The sequence below is a fragment of the Caballeronia sp. A2-2 genome (genome assembly GCF_057612605.2).
In genome coordinates, this window is the sequence record NZ_CM172588.1 from 1,286,947 (window position 1) to 1,309,112 (window position 22,166).

The 22,166-nt window shown below is 55.4% G+C and carries 18 protein-coding genes and 2 pseudogenes; 7 read left to right on the forward strand and 13 right to left on the reverse strand.

What is annotated here, in order from left to right; genetic code table 11:
- Positions 1-9: 9 nt before the first annotated feature.
- Both ACZCWR_RS22275 and ACZCWR_RS22280 read left to right on the forward strand, forming a co-directional pair.
- Entirely contained in the window at positions 10-384 is a 375-nt protein-coding gene (locus ACZCWR_RS22275; RefSeq protein ID WP_487303787.1) for a VOC family protein, read from the forward strand.
- A gap of 327 nt (positions 385-711) precedes the next feature.
- Positions 712-963 carry a hypothetical protein gene (locus ACZCWR_RS22280; RefSeq protein WP_487303788.1) on the forward strand — a complete coding sequence of 84 codons (252 nt, stop codon included), beginning with the start codon at positions 712-714 and terminating at the stop codon, positions 961-963.
- On the opposite strand, the gene ACZCWR_RS22285 is transcribed toward ACZCWR_RS22280, so the two are convergent.
- The gene (locus ACZCWR_RS22285) at positions 960-1,532 is read right to left on the reverse strand and encodes a DnaJ domain-containing protein (RefSeq protein ID WP_487303789.1); all 573 of its coding nucleotides are present in this window, start codon (positions 1,530-1,532) and stop codon (positions 960-962) included. The two genes, ACZCWR_RS22280 and ACZCWR_RS22285, sit on opposite strands and share 4 nt — an antisense overlap.
- A gap of 160 nt (positions 1,533-1,692) precedes the next feature.
- On the opposite strand from ACZCWR_RS22285, the gene ACZCWR_RS22290 reads away from it, so the two are divergent.
- Together ACZCWR_RS22290 and ACZCWR_RS22295 are read left to right on the forward strand one after the other, a co-directional pair.
- Entirely contained in the window at positions 1,693-2,238 is a 546-nt protein-coding gene (locus tag ACZCWR_RS22290) for a phosphonate degradation HD-domain oxygenase (protein WP_487303790.1), read from the forward strand.
- Positions 2,239-2,341: 103 nt separating this feature from the next.
- A complete protein-coding gene (locus ACZCWR_RS22295; protein ID WP_487303791.1) occupies positions 2,342-3,763 on the forward strand; it encodes an MFS transporter in 1,422 nt (473 codons plus the stop codon).
- Positions 3,764-4,023: 260 nt separating this feature from the next.
- Here ACZCWR_RS22295 and ACZCWR_RS22300 read toward each other — a convergent pair whose 3' ends face one another.
- From ACZCWR_RS22300 to ACZCWR_RS22355, 12 genes and pseudogenes are all read right to left on the reverse strand, one after another.
- The gene (locus ACZCWR_RS22300) at positions 4,024-5,889 is read right to left on the reverse strand and encodes a TnsD family Tn7-like transposition protein (protein WP_487303792.1); all 1,866 of its coding nucleotides are present in this window, start codon (positions 5,887-5,889) and stop codon (positions 4,024-4,026) included.
- A gap of 252 nt (positions 5,890-6,141) precedes the next feature.
- The gene (locus ACZCWR_RS22305; RefSeq protein WP_487303793.1) at positions 6,142-7,074 is read right to left on the reverse strand and encodes a TniQ family protein; all 933 of its coding nucleotides are present in this window, start codon (positions 7,072-7,074) and stop codon (positions 6,142-6,144) included.
- Positions 7,075-7,143: 69 nt separating this feature from the next.
- On the reverse strand, positions 7,144-8,706 hold the full coding sequence (locus tag ACZCWR_RS22310) for a TniB family NTP-binding protein (protein WP_487303794.1): 1,563 nt from the start codon (positions 8,704-8,706) through the stop codon (positions 7,144-7,146).
- Between the two features lie 9 nt (positions 8,707-8,715).
- Complete coding sequence (locus tag ACZCWR_RS22315; protein WP_487303795.1) at positions 8,716-11,130, reverse strand: integrase catalytic domain-containing protein; 2,415 nt, start codon at positions 11,128-11,130, stop codon at positions 8,716-8,718.
- 26 nt (positions 11,131-11,156) lie between these two features.
- The gene (locus ACZCWR_RS22320) at positions 11,157-11,969 is read right to left on the reverse strand and encodes a TnsA endonuclease C-terminal domain-containing protein (RefSeq protein ID WP_487303796.1); all 813 of its coding nucleotides are present in this window, start codon (positions 11,967-11,969) and stop codon (positions 11,157-11,159) included.
- Positions 11,970-12,161: 192 nt separating this feature from the next.
- Entirely contained in the window at positions 12,162-13,301 is a 1,140-nt protein-coding gene (locus ACZCWR_RS22325; RefSeq protein ID WP_487303797.1) for a hypothetical protein, read from the reverse strand.
- 1,843 nt (positions 13,302-15,144) lie between these two features.
- Positions 15,145-15,462 (reverse strand): hypothetical protein, encoded by a 318-nt coding sequence (locus ACZCWR_RS22330; RefSeq protein WP_487303798.1) that lies wholly within the window; start codon positions 15,460-15,462, stop codon positions 15,145-15,147.
- Between the two features lie 108 nt (positions 15,463-15,570).
- Complete coding sequence (locus tag ACZCWR_RS22335; RefSeq protein WP_487304773.1) at positions 15,571-15,747, reverse strand: H-NS family nucleoid-associated regulatory protein; 177 nt, start codon at positions 15,745-15,747, stop codon at positions 15,571-15,573.
- A pseudogene (locus ACZCWR_RS22340) lies at positions 15,724-15,801 on the reverse strand (H-NS family nucleoid-associated regulatory protein); the annotation flags it as partial. The pseudogene ACZCWR_RS22340 and the gene ACZCWR_RS22335, both read right to left, overlap by 24 nt.
- Before the next feature lie 317 nt (positions 15,802-16,118).
- A complete protein-coding gene (locus tag ACZCWR_RS22345; RefSeq protein ID WP_487303798.1) occupies positions 16,119-16,436 on the reverse strand; it encodes a hypothetical protein in 318 nt (105 codons plus the stop codon).
- A gap of 108 nt (positions 16,437-16,544) precedes the next feature.
- Entirely contained in the window at positions 16,545-17,000 is a 456-nt protein-coding gene (locus tag ACZCWR_RS22350) for an H-NS histone family protein (protein WP_487303799.1), read from the reverse strand.
- Positions 17,001-17,768: 768 nt separating this feature from the next.
- Complete coding sequence (locus ACZCWR_RS22355) at positions 17,769-19,541, reverse strand: SWIM zinc finger family protein (protein ID WP_487303800.1); 1,773 nt, start codon at positions 19,539-19,541, stop codon at positions 17,769-17,771.
- Between the two features lie 490 nt (positions 19,542-20,031).
- Here ACZCWR_RS22355 and ACZCWR_RS22360 point away from each other — a divergent pair.
- The 3 genes and pseudogenes from ACZCWR_RS22360 (at position 20,032) to ACZCWR_RS22370 (ending at position 22,087) form a co-directional block, all read left to right on the forward strand.
- Positions 20,032-21,138: pseudogene (locus tag ACZCWR_RS22360) on the forward strand (IS5 family transposase).
- 243 nt (positions 21,139-21,381) lie between these two features.
- Positions 21,382-21,891 carry a hypothetical protein gene (locus tag ACZCWR_RS22365; protein WP_487303801.1) on the forward strand — a complete coding sequence of 170 codons (510 nt, stop codon included), beginning with the start codon at positions 21,382-21,384 and terminating at the stop codon, positions 21,889-21,891.
- Positions 21,892-21,940: 49 nt separating this feature from the next.
- A complete protein-coding gene (locus ACZCWR_RS22370; RefSeq protein WP_487303802.1) occupies positions 21,941-22,087 on the forward strand; it encodes a hypothetical protein in 147 nt (48 codons plus the stop codon).
- The last annotated feature ends 79 nt before the right edge of the window (positions 22,088-22,166 follow it).

A 22,166-nucleotide genomic window follows, 5' to 3' on the forward strand; every position in this document is an offset into this window, starting at 1 on the left:
TCGAAACGCATGGACTCGAACGACAAAGAAGATGCTTACCCGGAGAGCCTGAGCGCCATCACATTCGCCACGCGCGACATGGCGCGCGCGGTCAGGTTCTATCACGCATTGGGTTTTCGCATCGTGCATGGCGGCGAAAATGCGCCGTTCACATCATTTGCCTTCGGCCCGTCCTTCCTTAATCTCACGACAGAAGCGCATGAACCCGTGCGGTGGTGGGGCCGCGTCATCATCTATGTTTCGGATGTCGATGCGTTCTATCGCCGCGCGCAAGCGAGCGGTATCGAGCCGCAATTCGCGCCACGCGACGCGCCCTGGCACGAGCGCTATTTTCATCTCACCGATCCTGACGGCCACGAATTGAGTTTCGCGCGTCCTCTTTAAATAAACTTACTCAGTCAGGCACACATTTCGCTCTACCAAGAGTGACGGGTAGCGCACGCAACGGCCTTTTGATATGACCGTTCGCGCACATACCCGAGCACCGCCATGCACGACGATTGATGCAACCGGTTCCTTTTTTAAAAGCTTATTTTCGCATGTTGCTATTTCGCGAAAATGCGCACAACGAACGGACGAGGGGCGTAAAGTTCAAGTGCTTTGTCAGGACAGTGGTGCGATGCGGCATGGTTATTCCATGCTCAGGGCTTAAAGCAGCAGGCGAATTCCGCCGTTAGCCCAAATATGGAAGCCGCGTGTGTGGAGACTCAGATGAAAAGCGCGTATGAGCAGTCCCTTCGTTATCAGGTCGAGAAATGGCTCGCGCCCGGTAGCATTCCGGTTCACGTCACGCAGTTCAGCCGCACGCGTTCTGATCGCAGGCGCTATGTGTGCGTGGAGACTTCGCAAGGCGCATCGTCGCGTGCGTTGTTCTTTTTCCGGCACGACGATGGCCGCTGGTGTGTGTATCCGCCGGCGCTGAAGGCGGCAAATATCATGCGCGGTGAGAAGCTGGCGGCTTAGAACTTCAGGTTGTTGAGGAACTGAAACCACATCGTGCCGAGTGGGTTGGCAGGTGTGGCGCCCGCTTCGACGGTTTCTTGTTTTTCCGGCTCTGCTTCTTCCACCACTTCTGGCGGATGCCGCGATTCATGCAGTGCCACGACGCTATCGGCTATTTGCCGTGCAGTCGCATCGTCGCAATCCTGTCCCAGTAAAACGCCGAACACGACATCGCGATTATGACCAAGCGAAGCAAAGCGCATGGCCAGCGACACGCGTTCGCGGTAATGCGCCTCGCGTGCCTCACGCTCACGCGTTTCCTGCGCTTCACGCTCCGCCTCTTCCTGCTTCATGCGCGCCGTGTGCCGCTCCATCTCCTCCGCGAAAATGCGGTCGTAGACCTCGCGTTGCGCGGGGTCCGACAGAATGGCATACGCTTCCTTGACCTCCTGAAACTTCGCGTGCGCGGTCTTCTCATTGCCGACATTGCGATCGGGATGCGAACGCATCGCAGCCTTGCGGTAAGCGCGTTTGATTTCGTCTTCGGTGGCGTGGTCGCTCACGCCGAGCGTTTCGTATAGCGTTGCCATGCATGCGTTCTATGAGTGCGGTCGCCGAGCATCGTAACACGTGAAAATAAGGGTTTTCATGTACATAAAATCGAACGCATGGACGCTTTGGCTCAAGCGCGCCATCAGTTCGTCATACTATGCGGCGACAATCCCGCGTTTAACGTAAATCGCCTGAATCATGGCTCTTTCACTCGACGATATCCGGCATCTTTTCGATCGATACGGCGCAACTGCCTATAGCGGCGAGCCGGTCAGTCAACTCCAGCACGCGCTGCAAACGGCGATGCTCGCCGAACAAGCGGGCGCGCAGCCCGAACTCATTACCGCCGCGCTGCTGCACGACCTCGGCCACTTGCTCAATCAGCAGGGCGAAACGCCGACCGAACGCGGCATCGACGACTTGCATCAATACTTCGCGCTGCCTTTTCTGCGGCCCGTTTTTTCCGATGCCGTGCTCGAACCCATTCGTCTTCATGTGGATGCAAAGCGTTGCCTATGCGCGATCGATGCCTCCTACCACGCGCGCCTTTCCGCCGATTCCGTTCGCAGCCTTCAATTGCAGGGCGGCATTTTCAGCGATGAAGAGGCGCACGCGTTTCTTGCCAAACCGCACGCACAAGAAGCCTTGTCCTTGCGCCGTTGGGACGACGAAGCGAAAGACGCCTCACGCGTGACGCCGACGCTCGACCACTATATGGACATCGCGGTGCGTGTCGCTCATTGAAGTGCGGATGGTGAGAGGCATCGATTAAACTGGGTGATATGCACTCATTCACCTTTCACCACGCCTTGCATCAACCCTTCGACGGGCGGGCGCGCACCGCGCCGTGAAGGGCGGCAACTTTCGCATCACCGCCGCAGTCGTGGCGAGCGCGCTTTTCATGCAGAACATGGACGGCACGATCGTCGCCACCGCCATTCCCACGATGGCGCGCGATCTTCACATCGACCCCATCCACTTGAGCAGCGCGATCACCGCGTATCTGGTCGCGCTGACCGTGTTCATTCCGGCAAGCGGCTGGGTCGCGGACCGCTTCGGCGCGCGGCGCGTATTCATGTGGGCGATCGCCACGTTCACGCTCGCTTCCATAGCATGCGCGGCGGCGATGACCTTGCCGCAGCTCATTGCCGCGCGCATCGTGCAGGGACTCGGCGGCGCGATGATGGTGCCGGTCGGCCGCCTCATCCTTTTTCGCGGCGTCAAGCGCGAGGAACTGCTGCAAGCGACGACGTGGCTCACCATGCCCGCGCTTGTCGGCCCATTGCTTGGGCCACCGCTCGGCGGCTTTCTCACCGATGCGCTTTCCTGGCGAAGCATCTTTTGGGTCAACGTGCCGGTGGGCATCGTCGGCTTGCTGTTGACGTGGAAGCTTTTGCCGCCATCGGCGCCGGAGCATCGGCTGCCGCCTGATTTGCGCGGGATGCTGCTGTCGGGTGCGTCGCTCACGCTGTTCATGGTCGGCATCGAAAGCGCGGGGCGGGGCGTGCTGCCTGCGGGCGTGCCGTGGGTCTGCGTGGCGGTTGGATTGCTGCTGTTTCGTGTAACCGTGGTTCATTGCCGCAAGGTCGCGAACCCGGCCATCGACTTTTCGCTTTTATCTATTCCGACTTTCCACGCGGCCACCGTCGCCGGAAGTCTTTTTCGCGCGGGCGCGGGCGCGCTGCCCTTTCTCGTGCCGTTGACCTTGCAGACCGGCTTCGGATACAGCGCAACGGCCAGCGGTCTGGTCACCTTCGCGAGCGCGCTCGGTTCGTTCTGCATGCGGCCCATGACGGCGCTCGCGCTTCGGCGTTTCTCCGTGCGCGCGGTCTTGTGCGGCGGCAGCGTGTGCTTCGCGGCTGTGCTCGCCATCTGCTCGACGATGTCGCAAGCGTGGCCCGCGAGCGCCATCTTCGTGCTGCTGTTGATCGGCGGTCTCGGCCGTTCCCTCAGTTTCGCGACGATGGGCGCGCTCGCCTTCGCCGATGTCCCCAAGCCGCGCCTCGCCGCCGCGACGTCGTTCCAAGGCACCGCGCAGCAGTTGATGAAAGCCGTTGGCGTGACGGTCGCGGCCGGAACCATTCAGGCGACCATGCTGTTTTCAGGCAGCGCGCAAACCGAGCGCTGGCAACTCGCATGCGGTTTCCTTGCAACGGCGCTCGTGGTGCTGGCATCTTTACCGATGTTTGCGCGACTTTCCGATGAAGCCGGCGCCGGCATTTCGGCTCCCGCAACGAAACGGGCCGAGCGGATAAAGCAAGACATCTAAGTCTGCAGCAAAATGACGCCCAACGCCTTAACGCTCGATGACTGCAGGTCCGTTTTTAAAAAACAAAGTTTGCAGTCCAGTCCAGCTTGTCTCCCAACGCGACCCGACTGCGAAACGCAAAGTTTGACGCAACCTTATCTGGCAGCGGTTCGCGCCAAAGAAAAAAATAGTGCCAAAGCAACTTCATGCTGCACCGCCACAATGCGCCTCTCAGTGAACGGGAAGGGCGCTGCGTAATCGTCTAAGAATTTCAACTTGCGCTATTCCCCTCTGAGCCAGGCCTTAATGCTGCGTCGCTGAACAAGCGAGAGATTGCTATCCGTCAGATGACAAAACTTTAAGAACTCCAAATACGGAACGGGGCGTCTGTCAGAAAGCTTTGCCTTCCAGAAGGCGAGTGTTCGTCCGATGAATTGGCCGCGCGACTCCGACAAGCGCTCGGCATCCCGCTGCCATACATCGACGCGCCCGGCACGTTGACTACGCAATTTCGCAGTACGGCGCAAAGTCGCTTGGCTTATCCAAATCGGCGGCACAATCGAGTCCAGCTTCCCCCGTGCCTCCTTCAATCTCGCCTTTTCTGTTGCGAGCGTCCGCGCTCGACGGCGAAGCGTCAACTGCTCGTTAAAGCCTCGAAGCCACGCGCCGTCATATCGTGACAAAAAGCTGTACGCGGCACCCACCTCCCGTTTTGCTTGCTCCAAGCTTTTATCAGGGAAATCATGAAAAAATTCGGCCCAAATTTTTCGTTTCGCTGCGACCATCTTGCGGGAGATGCGACTGGAAGCATTCCCATCCTGCAGCTTATGTTTCCACCCATGCGCAGCAGCCCCATTTATGCCTAACTGCCGTGCAGCAACATTTGCCGGAACCCCCTTTCCAACAAGCCGCTCGAAAGAATTGCGGTATCGTTTTCCATAGTTAACCGTCAGAAGCTTGGTTACAGTTCCGTTCCTGTCTTGTCGGACGCTGACTCGGATACCACAGCTACATGAATAAAGGAGCCGGTCAGCGGATGGCTTGATTTCGATGTTTGTAAAGCGGTCAGACTCCCGGTGAAGCGCTCCTTTACATGGATGTGCACCGGCCAGAGCGCTGAAGTCTTCCTCACATGTAATCTTCAACACACCGCGTCGCGCGACTATGGTCGGTTCACAGCAAAGCGCTATCGTGCTCTTGCGCACTGGGGCGGTCTCCAAAATTAGAGGAACAACTCCTGCCCCTTGCGAGATTCGTTGGTCCAACATCGATTGAAGCGCAATATATCGAAGCGGCCGAGGGCACCTGATGTTTTGATTTTCATATCCCCTCCAGAACGTTCTTACGAAGGCTCCTTCTTCCAGCCCAGTCTCAAAGCAGAATTGCTCCCCAAAGTATCCTTCAACAGCACGCCACAATTCTCTGCGCTTCAAGGTCCCATCGGCCTTCGTCAATTCGGCAGCTTTCAACTTGTCTTCATACGGATAAGCAAGAAACTCTTGACGACTAGCCGCATCAATGTCGGCGGTTCTTCGTGCGACGTCCATCGCGGCCTTTTTATGGCAGTCGCTGTAGCCTTGGATAGGACGGCGGTTTGCATCCGACACGAATCTTTCGAGCGGAATAGCAGAAGCGCGCATGTGTTCATTCGGGTCAAGGTCAAACGTACGCAGCGCGCACCTGTGGGTTGGACAGTCAAAGACGCCCGGCAGGTTATGGTCAACGCGGAGATAGGGCTCTCTGCCCTCCCTTTTGCTCTCCCGGAGACACTCATCACAATATCGCTGCGCATATCTACCGAAATCACGCTTCCTACGTACGCACAAGCTAGCTTGCTTAGAGCCAGCCGGTGCCAATATGAATGCGGTAGCCTTTTTTCGCAGCTCCTCGTCGGCAAGCAACACGTAATACTCGAATCCGGTGTGCTCCGTGATGATTTCATTCGGTGTCTTATTCCAATAGTCTCGAGCTTCCTCGCAAAGGCGGTCAATGCCGCTCGGCAAAACTCGAGTCTGGTAGCAGGTGTCGCGCCCAAATGTGAGCCTCAATACCTGACCAACACTCTCCACGCCTACCTTTATCACGTAGCGCGAGACATTGTGGTGGACCGTTTCTCCGGGGTAGAGGGCTTCCAATGCGATAGCCATAAATTCCTCCATGTCGTCTATGCGACGCTCAAGACGTCTCCGAGATGCCTTGGCAACACTCAACTAAGCCCTTCAGAAGCTGACGGACTCCGCGACGATGTTTGAACACCTTATCGCCAACCCCATCGGACGCGCACTCGATTACCGCAAATTCTCACTCAAAGGCGAACTTGGAGTAGTCCTGCGCGTATCCGTCGCTAGTTGTCGCGGGCATCTTCCGCAAAACCTTTATCAGCTGGCCGGCATGAAACATTAGAAATGTCCATCGTTCCCAGTAGGCTTCCCAAGTCTCGAACCGATGAACGATTGGAGCAGGACGTGTACAAGGGTCGGCGGGACAGCCTGCCTTTCGCAGAGTAACGGCGCAAGCCAATCGCAGGTACGATGCCCGCCTCCTAAGCCAATCCTGGTCAAATAGCCTGTCGTAAAGTAATCGGCGACGCTGCGAGAAAGGTCGTCTAGCTGAACGTTCCCGGACATCACGACGTAACCTAATTCTTTCAACTGCGTGCGATATACGTCTCGTGAGCGATACATCGAGCTTGACAGTGCGGACATAAGGACTTCCGCAGAACGGCGTGCGACATCTTGCCAACGCGCTGTGACTTCATCGTTATGAATCGCTATATCTATAGGTGCGCCCGCGATGCAGGGTCCGTCGGAAAGACCCATCAGACGGAACGGCAGATTTGCACTGACCGGTGACGTTTTCAAGACGCACCCGTGACCATGGCAGACAACCACTCCCGGAAGCTGGTGCGAGCGATGAAGGTATTCGCGTTTTACCGCTAACCTGTCTTGATAAACACATTGGTCGCAGTAGCAGAAATGCTCAACTGGAACAAAGCGCCCGAACATAAGTCTCCGACGGTCTCGGACGTTACCGGCGGATGTGCGCATCAACTCAAGCACCGAAGCGGCGACCGCAGGCGAGCAACTCGCGGTATGGTATGGATATGCGGTCAGCGTCCGCGCAATCGCTTTCGCGCTGCAGGACCAGTATTGAGCGGTTTGTTCGGAAAACCGGTCCAGTCCCCCCGGCATATCGAAAAACGCGTTCACTTCGTAACCAAAAAGGTTCTTTAGGAAAGCGGGTACATTGCTTACGCGCTCATCTCGAACGTACTCAAGCAGCGGTCCGACCAGCATCTCGTCTGAATGAGGCAACCGAAGCGCAACAGCCATGTCCACCTCCCATCGAATGGAAAATCATCCTCGGGACGGCCGACACCGTCGGCCGCCTACCCTAACGAATCAATCATCCGCTTCAGCCATTTCAGGCTTGACTTTGCCCGAATTCGCGGATTTCAGCCTAGAGTCCTTCGTTTTGTAGTACATAACATTGACCTCGTAGCAGAGTTGCTCCCGTGTTGCATTCGGATGTTGCTTTTGTAGCAGCCCGACCATCGAGGATGCGATTTCCCCCGGGATGCCTGAAGCAATCAAGCACGAGACCGCGTCCAAGTTGGTTTCTATCCGGTCGTGGTTGATTGCCGCGTTGTAGAACAAGTTGTGCTGCGCAGTGATTCTCATATCGTCAACCACTTCTTTAAGCGTATCGCCGAGTACATCATCGAACTTCATCATCGCGGCTTTCTTACCGGAACGAATCGCCGCCAAGATAGGTTTCAGTGCGGACATCTTCTCATTGAACACCATCTTGAAAATCTCGTTCGACAGTTGTTCCTTGCCCGTCTCGATGGCCGCATACTGTGCGAGTTGATACAGAGGGACTGCGACACCGGGAAGTCCTTGCGTCAGTTCCCACAAGTACTTCCGCTCCGACTCGCTCAATGGCCGCGCTTTCTGCAGCCACTGATACATCGAAAGCTTGTTGCAGAACCTATCCCAGTCAGCAGGATTCTGAATGCCTCGCCAAACCGTTACACCTTGACTGCTCACCCGGCGCGCAAGTCGCAATGTCTTCCTAAACAATCGTTCGGCTCGGGGCGTCCCACAAACGATTACAGGGGTTCGCACGATGTTGGTGAAATTCACGAAGAAGTCGAACAAGGGGTCCTGACTCTTCGCAGCAGCATGTAGCGCATTTTGGATTTCGTCGAGAACTATTACTCCCACAAAATGACGCTTCGAGATTCGATGGACTTTGTTTGCGTAGTCAGCCACCGTCGCTCGCATCGAGAGTTCGCCGGTGTAATTGGTGCCAAGCAATTCATCAAACGTTAGGATGATGAGTTTGAGGGTATCCTTCAAGCCAGCGTTGCGTGGGCAGTCTATTTTTATCCGAACTACCTGCATAACTCCCGTCTCTTTATGGCGAATGACCTTCGGAAGCAAGCGCAGGGCCGACTCGACTGCGGTACTCTTCCCAGAACCCGATAACCCAAAGAACGCGCAGCACGAAGCATGGCTTTTCTCGTGCTCATAGACTGCCCTGAGTTGCCCCTCGCTCGACATCGCGTACCTGTCCCGCATCGATTCCAATCCGTTGTCTGTGATAGATTGATGAGAGTAGTGTTGACGGATGATGCGGTGAACAGAATCGACAACTGAAAGATGGGCTGGCAGTGAAACGACGAGATGGTCGAGCCTTGAGATAGCGTGCATGCGATACTCGCGCGAACGGCTTCGTTCACTTTCCTCGAAACCAACTGGGACACTTACTTCCCGCGCGATGTCGTCCATGGTCCAGTATTTTCCAAGACTGGAGATGAGCGGGTTATCAGCGTGTTCGGGAAGCAGCCCTTCCTTCATGTAGACTGCATCAAGAGCGTGCGCGGACTGGCGAATCGCCGCCTGCTGTCGGGCCCGGATGGACGACTTTCCACTTTCGGGTTTAGCTTTTACAAGCATCATGACCTCGCTTCAATAAGAGTCAAAGACATTACGAACATGGGCTTCTGATTCTTCCGCAATCGAACTAACGTTGACTGATGTTTCCTCCTCTGGGTCTAAATCCAAATCGTTGGACGCCTTCGCCTGCTGCTGTGCTAAAAATTCCTTTAAGTCGCGCCTTCTTTGTCGCCTGACATTCTTTTTCTGCCGCTCGTCCGTTTTTAACGACTGCATCTTTTCGGTTTCTATGCATTCATTTGCTTGCATGGATTGGTTAGCTGGAACGTCACCCATCTGCCGCTCGAAGTCTCGCATCTCATCCAGCTTCGAGATGTCTGGATGGTCCATTCCTCGCTCAACAAGCTCCTGCTTAGTCTTCGTCTCAGCATCTCTGGCTAGCTCACGAATGTTGTATTCCGTAATGGCCGTACTCTTTCTCCCATCAGCCTCCTGTACACCTCGATTCCAGCTTTCGAAGTCTTTGTAAGCTCTTACTTCTTCGTGGGAGAGGCCGCGCAGAAAATCCGGGACACTCTCGGCTAAAGCACATTCAACCGGCTCGCCCAGACCCAAAAGAAAGATACGGGAGTTGTCGGTGGTGTCACCGACAACGTCGACCCAGGTGTCCTTGTTCTCAGCGCGTTTAAGACTTTGGCGTTCAACGAGAGATAGCGGACAGTCGTACTCAAGCCCCGCGAACTCAATTCCGCGCGGACCAATCTTTGCCTTTTCTGACTTCATGACTCGCAAGCGGAACTCGTCGACATCAACGCTGCGGCCGCGACCATTAACCTCCATCCCAAAGTGCCAAAGGTTCATCGGCGTTGGAGCAAGCAGACGCTGAACCATTTCCGGCGGAGTTGGGTATCCGGTCACCGCACGAAGGTTGTAGTCCAGGATTGCGCGAACTACGATTGCATACAACTCGTCAAACGTGAGCGCGGCATGAAGCGCCGGATGCTGTTGGCCGCGTTCAAAGCTGACCTTTTCCACCGCGCCTGGGACTAACGGCATCCAGCTCCGCGGAAGTATGCGGAATCTGCACTCCATAATGCTACGCATGTCTGGTCGATAAGCCGGCGCATTGGAGAGCTGAACGCTGTAATGTAGCGAAATCGGCATGCCGCGATGCACAGACGACATCTCTCCTTGGTCTGCGAAAATCTCTTCGGGGAGTGGGGCTCGTGGCCACTCTCCTTCAGTAATTTCGATTTCAAGCTTTTCACAAAACTTTACCTTCGAATCCAACGCATTACACAACGCTGCCATTGCCCCTTTCCAGCTTGGAGGGTCAAACGTCAGATGCACACCAACAATCGTCCTCGAATAATCATCGACCACCAGATACAACGTGGGCCGCGGGACAGCCACACTGCGCATGCGTCGGCACACGCAGTACACGTCGATTACGGTAGCGTCGATGTGATACCGCTCCCCGGGCCCTCTGGTATCAGATAGCCGTCCCGTTAGTGGCCGCTCGTGGAGTAAGTAATGCTTCGAGCCGACTACGTGAGCGCGCCTTTCTTGGTACGAGTACCTCTGCTGAATGAAGTATTGCAACTGTCGAGCTGTAAATGATGTCCGGAAGTCGGTCTCGTAGTCGACAAGACGCCGGTTCTTGTCAAAGACTCGTCTTTTTGCGAGCTTTAGCTCTAGCCAACGAACTGCCATCTTCATTGACTTCCGCTGACGCTTCCCCTTCCTATACTCCGGCTTAAAGTAGTAATCTGACGCAATCTGAAGTAGGCGGCGGGCTTCAAGGTCCATGACCGGACCACTAAGACACCCTTGCCTCGCCTTACGTCCTGGTTTCGATTTGAAATTCTTATGCCTCCCGCGGCCACCACAATGATGGTAATCGTAGTCTGCGGCCGCAGGGCTTAGACCTCGTTGCCAGAAACGGCGGAGGACTCGCCGCACCCTCGCCTCAGAATACGGATGTATCTTTATGAAACGCAAAATGCGGTTTGCTCTTGTCTCGCGACGCAACAACTCCTCGTGTTGAGGTCCGTGCAAATCAGCTTTTCGCTTTTCCCCTTCTTTCGGATACGAAATGTCAAAGGTCAGTAGTTTTTCAATTAACAGCCACCCGGCATTTTTTGTTGGGTTCTCTACTGCGTCGATACTTTGAACTGACCTCCGATGCGGGACATGGCGTGCAGGTCTGCGCTGCTCAGCTACGCTTATTGGTAGCTTCGGCAACATCCTCAAGGCGAGCTCGTGTTCGACGTTGTCAGCAAGCCGACGCAGCACTTCTTCCGTTTTCAAAGCAAACGGGCTAGCCTTGTGTCGTGCCTCCGGTATTTCATACTCGATATCAAGCAAGTGTGTCCACCGCTGACCATCGCCCGTCTTTAGGACGATGTAAATCTTTTCCTCATTGCTCTTGAGCTGAAGTACATCGCCTTGCGCCAACGAACTCGGGCAGTTAGCTTTTGCTGACATGGTGAGTCTCCCATCCGTGTGGCGACTTACGTCACGACGCGCACTTGCGCCGATGGAAGTTGGACTGGGTCCCTTGTATCTAAGTCGAAACTGACCTGGCGCAACGCTGCGAGCTGTCGAAATGCTCGCGCGCCCGACCCTGGAGGCAAAGAGAGTATCTTGTCGACCCGCAAACAGGCATCGATAACGCAGACGTCTAATCTTTTTCTCAACCGCCGAGTCAACTCCTTATGTGCACGCCGCTCGTCTGTAGACAGCTCGCGCCCGCTCATGTCGTTCTCCGCGCGAAGAAGCCAACTGAGGTTCTTCGAGCGAGGGCTATGAATACCTTTTGTCACGATGGCTTCAAACTCGACCCCCTCGCGTTCCCAGTAGCGTTGCTCGATTAGTTGTCGAGGCGTAAATTCTCCTCGTCTCCCAGGCATGTACGCCTTCACTGAAAAGGCCTTTTTCTGTAGCTTCCCATCACGCTCGTATATCGCGACAAGGTCTGTGCTGAGCACTACTGGCTCGTCTTCTGCTCCATATCTTGGGTGCTCGACTCCGACGTCCAACGCGGCTCGGCGAGTGTCCTCTGGGGGCAACATTACTGCCTCGTAGAATGTCAAAACATCCTGGTCCCACCATAACTCAAGCAGCGCGGCGTGCTCGCACGAAGACAGCAGATGAACCTCCCTGAGCCTAGTCTTCATGCAAGTCATTCGCGTTTTGATACCTGCCCCAGGAATGTCTCGAGTTCCAATCCATCGCATGTGCAGCCCTTCTGCTTTTGCGGCTTCCAGCTCTCGCTTCTTTCGGTCGCGAGTTCCTTTCTTCATCTGCAAAGTTCTCGATGTCATTTCGCATTCCTTTTTAATCAAAAGACAGTCTTGAAATAACTGAATCGTCTAAGAGATTCTGTGCTAAGTCGATGGCCTGGTGGCGCTATAACTACCGGGGCCGTGCGGTCGGTAGAACGTCACGGGTTTTATCCGCCGAGGTAGGCAGGCTCCTCGGCAGGAGCCGCCCTGCACCTATCAGAGGCGTGCAGACTAGTGCAGCAGCCGTTCACGCAAAAGTCGCTGGACGGCGAATGAGTTGCGATAGGCGGCTGCGTTACACGCCCTGTCGACGAAGTCTTGGTCAGAAAGTACGATTTCTTCAATCGCCTCGTCGCGCGTGATATCCCTAAAATCAAAGCAACTCACGGTGCCAGCGCTAACTGCGAAAGGCTCGAGCGAGCGCGGTGCGTCAAGCTTCGACGGCGGTTTGAGCGGCAGCAGTTCGAGTTCCGCGATATCAGTCGAACGTTTCTCGTAGCGAACCTCGCGTCGAAGACCCACAGAGCATTGGCTACCAGTAGTAAGCATCTCGGCGCTGTCTGCTCGCCAGACTTGGACTGCGTCGCTGGGATTGCACGTCTTCGGGTGATTGAAGGCTGCCTTGTTGCTGCTCGCAGCAGAGTGCCGCCGATTGACAGTAGGAACAGTCCTGTGGTCCATGTCAGCCCGAGTCGCCATGAAGTCGATAGATTCGCCGCTCTTCGAGGGCTGGACGTCCAACTTCTGCGCTTGCACAGCGCGCGTTTTCGCTGCACTTATCACCTGCCGTGCTTCGATAAGTGCTACCTCCGCACCCGCGGACGTAGGAGGCGAGTCGGCCTTACCCGGTAAAAGTCTGAACACCTTGGGTTGGGCTTGCAATGACGTCATCCTCTCTCGAGGCTGATTCTGGAATGGCCGAGGGTCACCGTTTGCACCTGAATATCTCGTCTCGAGCAGTTGAGATTCGTCTTCTTGCGCACGGCTCGGGCAATTCGTAACCTGCTGCGTCCAAGGCATTCCCTCGGAAATGATTTCCATGTGCAGTGCACTCAGTTCGTAATGCAATGCCCATGCGACATCATCGCGGGCATCGACTGCACAGATAATGCGAATGTTCGGACGAACAAGTCGGCGGATTTCCCATGCGAGGGGCGCAATGCAATCCAGGTCCTGCGCCGCACAGTCCATCCCAATCGCAATCCGACGGTACGACGGGAGTGCCGATATCTCCCGCTTGAGAGTTTTCAGTTGAAGGGACAACGCTCGCTCATGCGCCGCAACAAGAATGTATCGCGCTTCGTCTGGAGAGGTCTTCCAATACCGGCTTTCTACGGGATGAACTCGCTCGCGTAGCATCTTTGCGCGCATTTGCTCGTCCGGCCAATTCAAAAGAAGCACTTTTGGCGGTCGACCGCCACGCACACTCAGCGTTCGAGTAACTGGGGGCACCCGCGGTGATGAGTCAGTGCCGATTGCATCAGTCCAAACTTGCGAAACCGGTGATGAGTAACTCTGATTAGAGCCGTCCCCTCCATAGCAATCGCTATCGCTTTTAGTTTGAACACAGGGCTTCGGAGTGTCGAATTCGTAATATAAAAAGTTCGATAAGTGCCGATTCCCAGCGTCTCCACCCTCGGAATTCCACGTGCACTGACGTATTTCATTGGACGAAATCATGGCCTGCCTCCTATCAAGAAGCACTTGACAAAGAGGCGCGACAGACGGAGGATACCCATGTGTATAGGTAATCCTAAGGCCGCCGCGCCGAAGGTAACGGGCAGCCAGTCTGACCACTGGATGCCCGTTTTTTGTTAACTAGCTAATATGCCAAGCGTCAAATCATCTGCATTATCGTTCTCCTCGACTTAGTGTTCAGGTAGATAGTCTTAAGGGAAAAGTGTTCTGGTGGCAACTTCGCTTGCACCCCAAAATCGCAAAACTTTTCCAAGCGTTGTTTCTGACTAACTCGCTGCGGTCAGCCCGCTCGTCGGAGCACCGCCTTGGTCGAAATCTAAAATCAAGACTTCGACATGCCGCGCCAGAGACATTCGGAACGATTGGTGCCGGCTCAGTCTAAAATGAGCCACTGACACAGCGTTTTTTCGCGTACATTTCCAATCTTAGGCGTAGCACTCAAGCGTCTATCTATCTTAGAAAGCGACGTTTTTGGCGTCTAAAGCGGCAGGTCCCTTTCCTAAAATCAGTTAGGTTCGCTGCATTCAGCTTGGCAACCCGGCAAGGGGGACGATGGACTAGGCGTGGCAGATTAGCTCGGCGACGAAAATTGGTTTTTTTTCTTGGGCGAACGAGATATCTATCCCCGATTTTCGGCATCTGTCAAGAATTCAATTCTTTTTCTGAATCCTACAAAAACGCTCGGATACCTTGACTTTTCTAGATTTTATTTAGTATCACTAATTGCAAGCGCAAAAGATTTGACCCTAAAGCGAAGCCCCAACGTAAAACAGTACGCTGTGTTTTGTTGATGCCCGATTCATTCGTTAATTCGGGCGGTTATCACGGTTTTTAAAGCGCTAACGTACGCCCTGTTTCAGCCTCCATCAACGCATCGCACCGCATCTTCACGCTAGTTACTAACCAACTATCGTTGTCGAAGCCCGTGCCGACATAGCAAATTAAGAGATGCGCAAAGGGATGCCGTAAGTGCGCGGCAACGACGCTAAACCAAGAGAAGCGTTCTCCCTTGATTCAGAGTCGCCAAAGTTGAGCCTCTGTCGTTTGCTCCGATGGAGTTCCGAGAAGCCCGAAGCTGCCGCCTGTCTTCAACGAAGTCTCATCCCGGCGAGTTTTGACAGCTCGGCGACTGAATCAACGCGAAGATGTTGAATTTCCCTTGGTCGGCGAGGGACACTTCGAAGCTACGGGAAGCGTGGAAGCTGCAGCAGTGCTCGTGAAACCGCCGACGCACAATTCGTACTTCGTCAACGAACGGAAACACAGAAAGCGTCCAAGGGTGTGAGCGGGCTTTCTAACGCTACTGCGGCCTAGGGGGGTGTAAGCCGTTGCGTCGAACAGGCGGGCCGCAGTCGAGTCGTTTTGACATGAGCGACACAAACCACGCATGGAGAATTCCAATCTTTATGCGACTCGGCACTCCCCAAAATGGCTTTAGTCGATACACGAGTTCGGCAAACGGCGACGGTCATCACACTCCTATCACCGCCGCCGAATCCATACCTGAACTCTGCAGTCAGACTGTAGTTACTGCGCTCGTTTCGCTAGCGACATTCGGAACGACAGATGTCGAATCCGGAGCTGCACCCACGGTCGAGGCGCCATTGAGCTTTTTAGCTGCGACTTTCTTGACGGCAGCTTTCTTGCTTGCAGCCTGCGTCGATTTCTTGGCCACTGGCCCCGCCTTCTTCGCAGCAACCTTCTTGCTCACAACTGCTTTCTTCTGTGCCGTAGGAGCTTTTTCTGTAGTCGTCTTTGCGGTCGTAGCCTTCTTGACTGAAGGAGTCTTCGCCGCCCGTTTTGGCGCACCCACCGATGCCGAGCCCTTCTTCACTGCGGCCTTCTTGGTCGCAGTCACTGCCGACTTGCCACCCTTTTTAGCGGGCGCTGCGGCAGCGGCACCGTCAATGAGGAACTTGGTCCTGTCTTTCGCGCCGGCTAATCAACTGGGTGCTTTTCCGCGTCCACTCCATTCCGCACCGCTTTTCGGGTCTCTGAATTTCGCAGGTTGAGGTCCCCGAACGTAGTTCCCAGGTTTCGCTGCCGCCTTTACAGGTACTGTCGTGCTTGACGAACCACCGCTAACTAAGAACTTCTCTCGGTTTTTGGCATTTGCAATCCATGCCGGCGCACGGCCGTGGCCCGACCATGTGGCACCCGATTTCGGGTCAGCGTATTTCGCCGTTGCTGCAGGCTTAGCCGACGCACAATTCGTACTTCGTCAACGAACGGAAACACAGAAAGCGTCCAAGGGTGTGAGCGGGCTTTCTAACGCTACTGCGGCCTAGGGGGGTGTAAGCCGTTGCGTCGAACAGGCGGGCCGCAGTCGAGTCGTTTTGACATGAGCGACACAAACCACGCATGGAGAATTCCAATCTTTATGCGACTCGGCACTCCCCAAAATGGCTTTAGTCGATACACGAGTTCGGCAAACGGCGACGGTCATCACACTCCTATCACCGCCGCCGAATCCATACCTGAACTCTGCAGTCAGACTGTAGTTACTGCGCTCGTTTCGCTAGCGACATTCGGAACGACAGATGTCGAATCCGGAGCTGCACCCACGGTCGAGGCGCCATTGAGCTTTTTAGCTGCGACTTTCTTGACGGCAGCTTTCTTGCTTGCAGCCTGCGTCGATTTCTTGGCCACTGGCCCCGCCTTCTTCGCAGCAACCTTCTTGCTCACAACTGCTTTCTTCTGTGCCGTAGGAGCTTTTTCTGTAGTCGTCTTTGCGGTCGTAGCCTTCTTGACTGAAGGAGTCTTCGCCGCCCGTTTTGGCGCACCCACCGATGCCGAGCCCTTCTTCACTGCGGCCTTCTTGGTCGCAGTCACTGCCGACTTGCCACCCTTTTTAGCGGGCGCTGCGGCAGCGGCACCGTCAATGAGGAACTTGGTCCTGTCTTTCGCGCCGGCTAATCAACTGGGTGCTTTTCCGCGTCCACTCCATTCCGCACCGCTTTTCGGGTCTCTGAATTTCGCAGGTTGAGGTCCCCGAACGTAGTTCCCAGGTTTCGCTGCCGCCTTTACAGGTACTGTCGTGCTTGACGAACCACCGCTAACTAAGAACTTCTCTCGGTTTTTGGCATTTGCAATCCATGCCGGCGCACGGCCGTGGCCCGACCATGTGGCACCCGATTTCGGGTCAGCGTATTTCGCCGTTGCTGCAGGCTTAGCCGACGCCGACTTCGCTGCTGCGCCCGGACCAATCTTCCGAGCACCGAACTTCGCGCCGATGTCTTCCATCGTGAGTCCGTTCTCGTGCATCAGTGAGTGAATTTGTGCGATAACGGCAGTGGATTTCTTCTTCACGATTTCTTCGGCCTGAGCCTGCAGTTTTGCGATTTTCGCTTTCACGCTTTCAAGGGTGGGCACTTTTCTTCTCCATAAGACACGGATGTCAGCACTATGACACCACAACACCCGAAAGGCGAGTAGGCCGATGACAATTAAGGGCAATCTATGGCTACCCTATGTCGACTTCATCCTTTCTCTTGTAACGAATCTGCGACGGTTCAGCGCAAGTTGCTCATGCTCCGCAAAATTCGCAGTGGAATTCTGCGGAGCAACAGGATGGGGCGGCGCTGTTTCAAGTCGGAGGTGTGCACTCGACCACCAAGCGCTTACCGCCAACCGTAGAGTCTCTACCTCTAAGAGTAACTTCGCCGATTGTAGGCAGCGAGTCGCGCGTGCGAGAATCCGGCGCGCTTGCGAAGCAAGGGAGCTCGTAAAAATACGCTTTTCGTGGAGAAAGAATTTGGGTCACAAATCACTGCTCGCTGTTCTTTCGATAGCATGCGCAACGACAGCGGGTGCGGGCCAGCGTTACGTCGAGGTGTGGGACCCGCCAGAAGCACGCGGGGGTATGTCGTCTCACAATCCTAAGAATCGCAAAGCTGCGAAGAATGACCGCTTGGCTCCAAAAGCATCGGTATCACGTCCAAAGGGGCGCGTTGCGTTGAAGTCAGTGGCAGTACCGGTCTTCACACAAAAGACGCAAGAGCATCGAGTCCCGACTTTCGATGACATACCGCGCCAAAGAACGCCAAACGGAGATGTGCTGCGGGTACATGGCGCTTCAACGCCAGTAACAGTTCAGTATTAGGGCAAACCCAGGGGCTGTCCAGAGTTCGAAAGCTATTGTCAGCCCATCCTTGCGAGTAGCTTTATAAAGTTCCTCTTGGCACCATACGCCTTGCGGATGCCATCCAACTCTTCCACAAATTTGGCTTGCTCACCCTGCTCTGTGCGCAAGCTCTGAATCTTGCGGACAATCTTGAAGGCGTCGTCGTAGCGAGCCCTTCTCGTTCCCTCCTCGGCTGCTACTGCGAGAAGGCGATGATATAGAGCAACAGCGTCGTCAGGATGGGTCTTTGCTCGATTTGCTGCCAATGTCGACCAGAGGTTGCTTGAAACGGGTCCGCCAGCAGACACTTCCCACGCTTTGTCGTGGTTCTTCGCTGCCAGATAGATTTCGACGATGGTCGTGCGAGAACGAGGATACGAGGCAACCTTTGTCTTGCCCGCCGCCGCCTCCTCTTTTCCGACAAGCTGCCAAAGATGCGCAAGTCCCCGTTCACGCGTCGCGTCGATGCTGTTCGTCTTTTGCGCAACAGCCATGAGGGCCACAAATGTTTCTGCGTCCGGCCTCTGTTCGAACCGTAGCCATGCAAACCGATTGGCTTCCCCGAAATCTCCACGCCGCAGATACTCTTGCACGCAGAAGTCAAGCAATCGGCGGTCTGAGTTTCGAAAGGCAGCGAGTCCCTGCTGTGCCCAAGCAAGACCATCCTCGTAACGCTCGTTCTCCGCGCAAAGCTCGGCTATCAGAAGATAGCGGTACGGCGCAGACAGGTCTTTCCGGCGAATTGCAATCAGTTCGTCGAGGTCGCCATCGAGCTCTGCGAGTCGGATTTTGGCGTTCTCCAAACGAGTCCGCTTGCCGTCGAACGACCGTCGCAGCCCGTCTTCTGACGAGAGTGCCGGAAGTTGCTGCCACGCGTGCTCTACAAGTTCGCGATAGCATCTGAGTCCTTTCTCCCCCAACGGGTCAACGTAGGCCGGTATTACTTCGTAAAACGTGTCCCATGCGCCGTCGACTTGAAAGCGATATAGTCGCTCCGCGAGTTTGATAGGGTCTGGCGACGTTTGACGACAGGCCTCAAGATGAACTGCCGCCAATTTGACGATTCCGGGCATGACGTCGCCGTTTGAATCGTCAATCTGTTCAAGGCTTTTCTCGGCCTCCGCAATGCCTAATTCAGCGAGTTTGACCACTTCCGCGGCCGCAGGTCCTGCGAGCCACGAACGGAGCGTGTCCGCAAGCGCAAACAAACCCTCACCGAACGCTCCGGACTCGCGCCAATCGAGACTTCGCGAAACTCGTGTCGCCTGCAGGACTGCTGCCTTCATGCTCGGCAAGTCTACGGCGGTTGCAGACCGTGCCGCGAGAAGTAACTTGTCTTGTAGCGCGATGTCGCGCTCAGCAGCCTCAAGCAGAAGTTCGCGCACGGCGGCGTCGCTAAGCCCCATCACATACTCTGCAATCAATTCGTCTGGAGAGGTCTGCTGGACTTTACTGACAGTTGCCTTCGACGACGGCAAATCAGTTCCTCCTCCGCCACCGCTTGAAAGCAATGCGAGTGAAACAGCGACCAAGTGCTTGCAGAACGCTCCTGAACTACCGGCAGGGCAATCGCAAGAGTAGACGACGTTTCCGTCGATTCCAACCTGCAGTTCGACATCGTAGGCACTTGAGCCGCTGACTATTGCGCGAACACCATTGCCGCGCTCGTCGATGCGAGACACGGCACCGTCACGGAAGTAATCTATGCCACGTGCGAGCGATTTCGCATCCGCGAGCGAACGGACGTCATCCATCGACAGTACCTCACCAACTCGCTCTCCCTTCGCCATTTCCGCCTCTGTCCTTTCTCTGTCGACATTGTAGCCATCAAGATAGCGCCATCATGACGTCTGCCGAGCCGCTCCGTCGTGCGTTCGAATTTCTGGATGAAGCCATGCCGAACGTCATAGGCTAGGAGCCCAAAGCCGCGACTGGCCGCACAGAGCAACCTTCCGCTGTATTCTGTTGAAACCCAGAAAAAAATACAGCAATCTGACTATGCTGAAAGCAGCCGTTCTGACGGATTTTGGTTCTCCCATGCAAATCAGCTCAATACCGCCTCCTGTGCTTGGGACAGGGGAAACCATCGTCGAAATCAATGCCGCACCTGTGCTCCCTTAGCGGGAGCAAGCTGACTTTCGCCCCGCAGCACTAACACGTCCATTCCGTGCGCCTACTTGGTCAGCTTTAGCAGGCCGTTGAAATATCTTCTGCGCGGGTCATCCGTGCGCAAGGGAGAAACGTTGATTTAAAGAATCGAACGACACTGAACCCAAAGCGATGCGCGGCCCCGACGGCTATACCGAATCGATGTTCACAATGTCTAAACTGGACGATTTCGTTCCGGCCAATCATCCGCTGCGGCCGATTCGCCTGTGGCTGAACGAGGCGCTCACGCGCATGGACGAGGTGTTTTCGCGCATGTACGAGAGCGAGGCCAAGGGCGGTCGCCCGAGCATCGCGCCGGAGAAACTGATACGCGTGCTGTTGTTGCAGGTGCTGTATTCGATTCGCAGCGAACGCATGCTGATGGAGCAAATCTCCTACAACATGCTGTTTCGATGGTTCGTCAGACTGGCGATGGATGATGCGGTCTGGGACCACTCCACCTTCAGTAAGAACCGCGACCGGCTGATGGTCCACGATGTCATGGTCAGCTTGTTCAACGAGACTGTCGAGACAGCGCGCGTGCAAGGTCACCTGTCGGGCGAGCACTTCAGCGTCGACGGCACGCTCATTCAGGCGTGGGCGGGGCACAAGAGCTTCGTGCCCAAGACGAAATCGGATGACAATTCGCCGCCTGAGGGCGGAGGCGGTTCGCAGGAGAACTGGCGCGGCGAGAAACGCAGCAACGATACGCATGAATCCAGCACGGACACTGAGGCGCGCCTGTTTCGCAAGAGCCGTGGCACGGGCGCGGTGCTTTGTTACATGGGTCACGTGCTGACCGATAATCGGCATGGTTTCGTGGTCAACGCACAGGTCACGCAGGCCAACGGCACGGCCGAACGGGACGCAGCCGCAGAGATGCTTGCGGATGCTGCGCAATTTGCCGGTACGACCATAACGGTCGGTGCCGACAAGAACTACGATACAGCCGGCTTCGTGGCGACGTGTCGCGCGACCAACGTGACACCGCACGTGGCGCAAAACGATGCACGCGCGGGCGGTTCCGCGATTGACGCTCGAACCACGCGATGGCCCGGCTATGCAATCAGTCAGTGCAAACGCAAACGCATCGAGCAGGTGTTCGGATAGGGCAAGACCGTCGGCAGGATTCGGCAGGCGATGTATCGAGGTCTGAAGCGAGTCGACCAGCTCTTTCTGCTGACTCAGGCGGCGTACAACTTGACCCGCATGCGGACGCTTGCTGCTCGGGCAGCTTGAAAGAGTAAGCCTTAAGGAAAGCGACATCGGCAGCACCTGAACCAAGGAAAGTCGACGTCAATTCATTTGGAACCCTGCATCGCGCTAGCTTTTCCGAATAACCGAGCGCACGTTCATTAAGGGGTATTTCAACAGGCTGCTAGACGAGGCTCTATTGACGGCGCTCTTTGGCTGGACGCGAAACATGAACGATTATATGAAGCGATAGTTGAATTTAACCAGGCAAACACTGATTCGAGTGACGTGCCCAGCCACGTCGAAATTGTCATGTGCAAGTCACCCTTTGGATGGCTTCTGCAAGTCAACTCCAAGGCCGATTCCTTCGTTGCCGCACTGCAGAAGCGGCTCGCAGACATTGAATTCTTGCGAGCCGATGGTCCCCTTGTCGAGAAATGGCTCGGCCGCTATCAGCATGAATCGCGGCTGCTTAACGCGTGGGCGAAAGACTTCTGTGCCGTTCGCGGAAAGTCCGCACATGGTTCCGACAAACGGGCATTCGTCTGGTCGAACCAGCAGCACCTGGCCTTCATCTCCGTACTGTTTCCGCTAATGGTCAAGAAGGTCCTGTCCGACGAGTGGTTGCTGACGATGGACGAATTCGACATCGAACGACTCCGACGCATCGAAACCTATCTTGCCAACGACCCGTTTGATTTCGACTGGCATTCGGATGAAACACACCCCTGGTCCGAGACAAGTTCTAAAGCTCGCATGGCTGTCCTCGCTAAACGGCTATATCCTGACTCGAAATAGAAAGCAGCGATACAGTAATTCGAATGGTGTGCGATGAGAGGCACTCGGCATGACGCAGCGCGACGTCATGCTCAATTCCGCGCGACGGATGGGTCACTCCTTTGTGCTGGACGCCCTGCTCGAGCACGGCGCGTCAATCAAACCAGCGGATATTTCGAGCGTATATTCGGCCCTGCTGGCCACAACCGTCTTCTGATAGAAATCGTGAAATACGGAAAATCGCTCGTCCGTTCGCAGCGGACGAGCGACTAAACCTCAGCGAAAGCGATGCCACC

What these genes read in the sequence shown, in the direction of transcription:
- ACZCWR_RS22275 (WP_487303787.1), top strand. Translation starts at nt 10, where the DNA reads ATGGACTCGAACGACAAAGAAGATGCTTACCCGGAGAGCCTGAGCGCC.
- ACZCWR_RS22285 (WP_487303789.1), bottom strand. Translation starts at nt 1,532, where the DNA reads ATGGCAACGCTATACGAAACGCTCGGCGTGAGCGACCACGCCACCGAA.
- ACZCWR_RS22290 (WP_487303790.1), top strand. Translation starts at nt 1,693, where the DNA reads ATGGCTCTTTCACTCGACGATATCCGGCATCTTTTCGATCGATACGGC.
- ACZCWR_RS22310 (WP_487303794.1), bottom strand. Translation starts at nt 8,706, where the DNA reads ATGATGCTTGTAAAAGCTAAACCCGAAAGTGGAAAGTCGTCCATCCGG.
- ACZCWR_RS22320 (WP_487303796.1), bottom strand. Translation starts at nt 11,969, where the DNA reads ATGACATCGAGAACTTTGCAGATGAAGAAAGGAACTCGCGACCGAAAG.
- ACZCWR_RS22280 (WP_487303788.1), top strand. Translation starts at nt 712, where the DNA reads ATGAAAAGCGCGTATGAGCAGTCCCTTCGTTATCAGGTCGAGAAATGG.
- ACZCWR_RS22315 (WP_487303795.1), bottom strand. Translation starts at nt 11,130, where the DNA reads ATGTCAGCAAAAGCTAACTGCCCGAGTTCGTTGGCGCAAGGCGATGTA.
- ACZCWR_RS22325 (WP_487303797.1), bottom strand. Translation starts at nt 13,301, where the DNA reads ATGCGCGCAAAGATGCTACGCGAGCGAGTTCATCCCGTAGAAAGCCGG.
- ACZCWR_RS22300 (WP_487303792.1), bottom strand. Translation starts at nt 5,889, where the DNA reads ATGGCTATCGCATTGGAAGCCCTCTACCCCGGAGAAACGGTCCACCAC.
- ACZCWR_RS22355 (WP_487303800.1), bottom strand. Translation starts at nt 19,541, where the DNA reads ATGGCGAAGGGAGAGCGAGTTGGTGAGGTACTGTCGATGGATGACGTC.
- ACZCWR_RS22305 (WP_487303793.1), bottom strand. Translation starts at nt 7,074, where the DNA reads ATGGCTGTTGCGCTTCGGTTGCCTCATTCAGACGAGATGCTGGTCGGA.
- ACZCWR_RS22370 (WP_487303802.1), top strand. Translation starts at nt 21,941, where the DNA reads ATGACGCAGCGCGACGTCATGCTCAATTCCGCGCGACGGATGGGTCAC.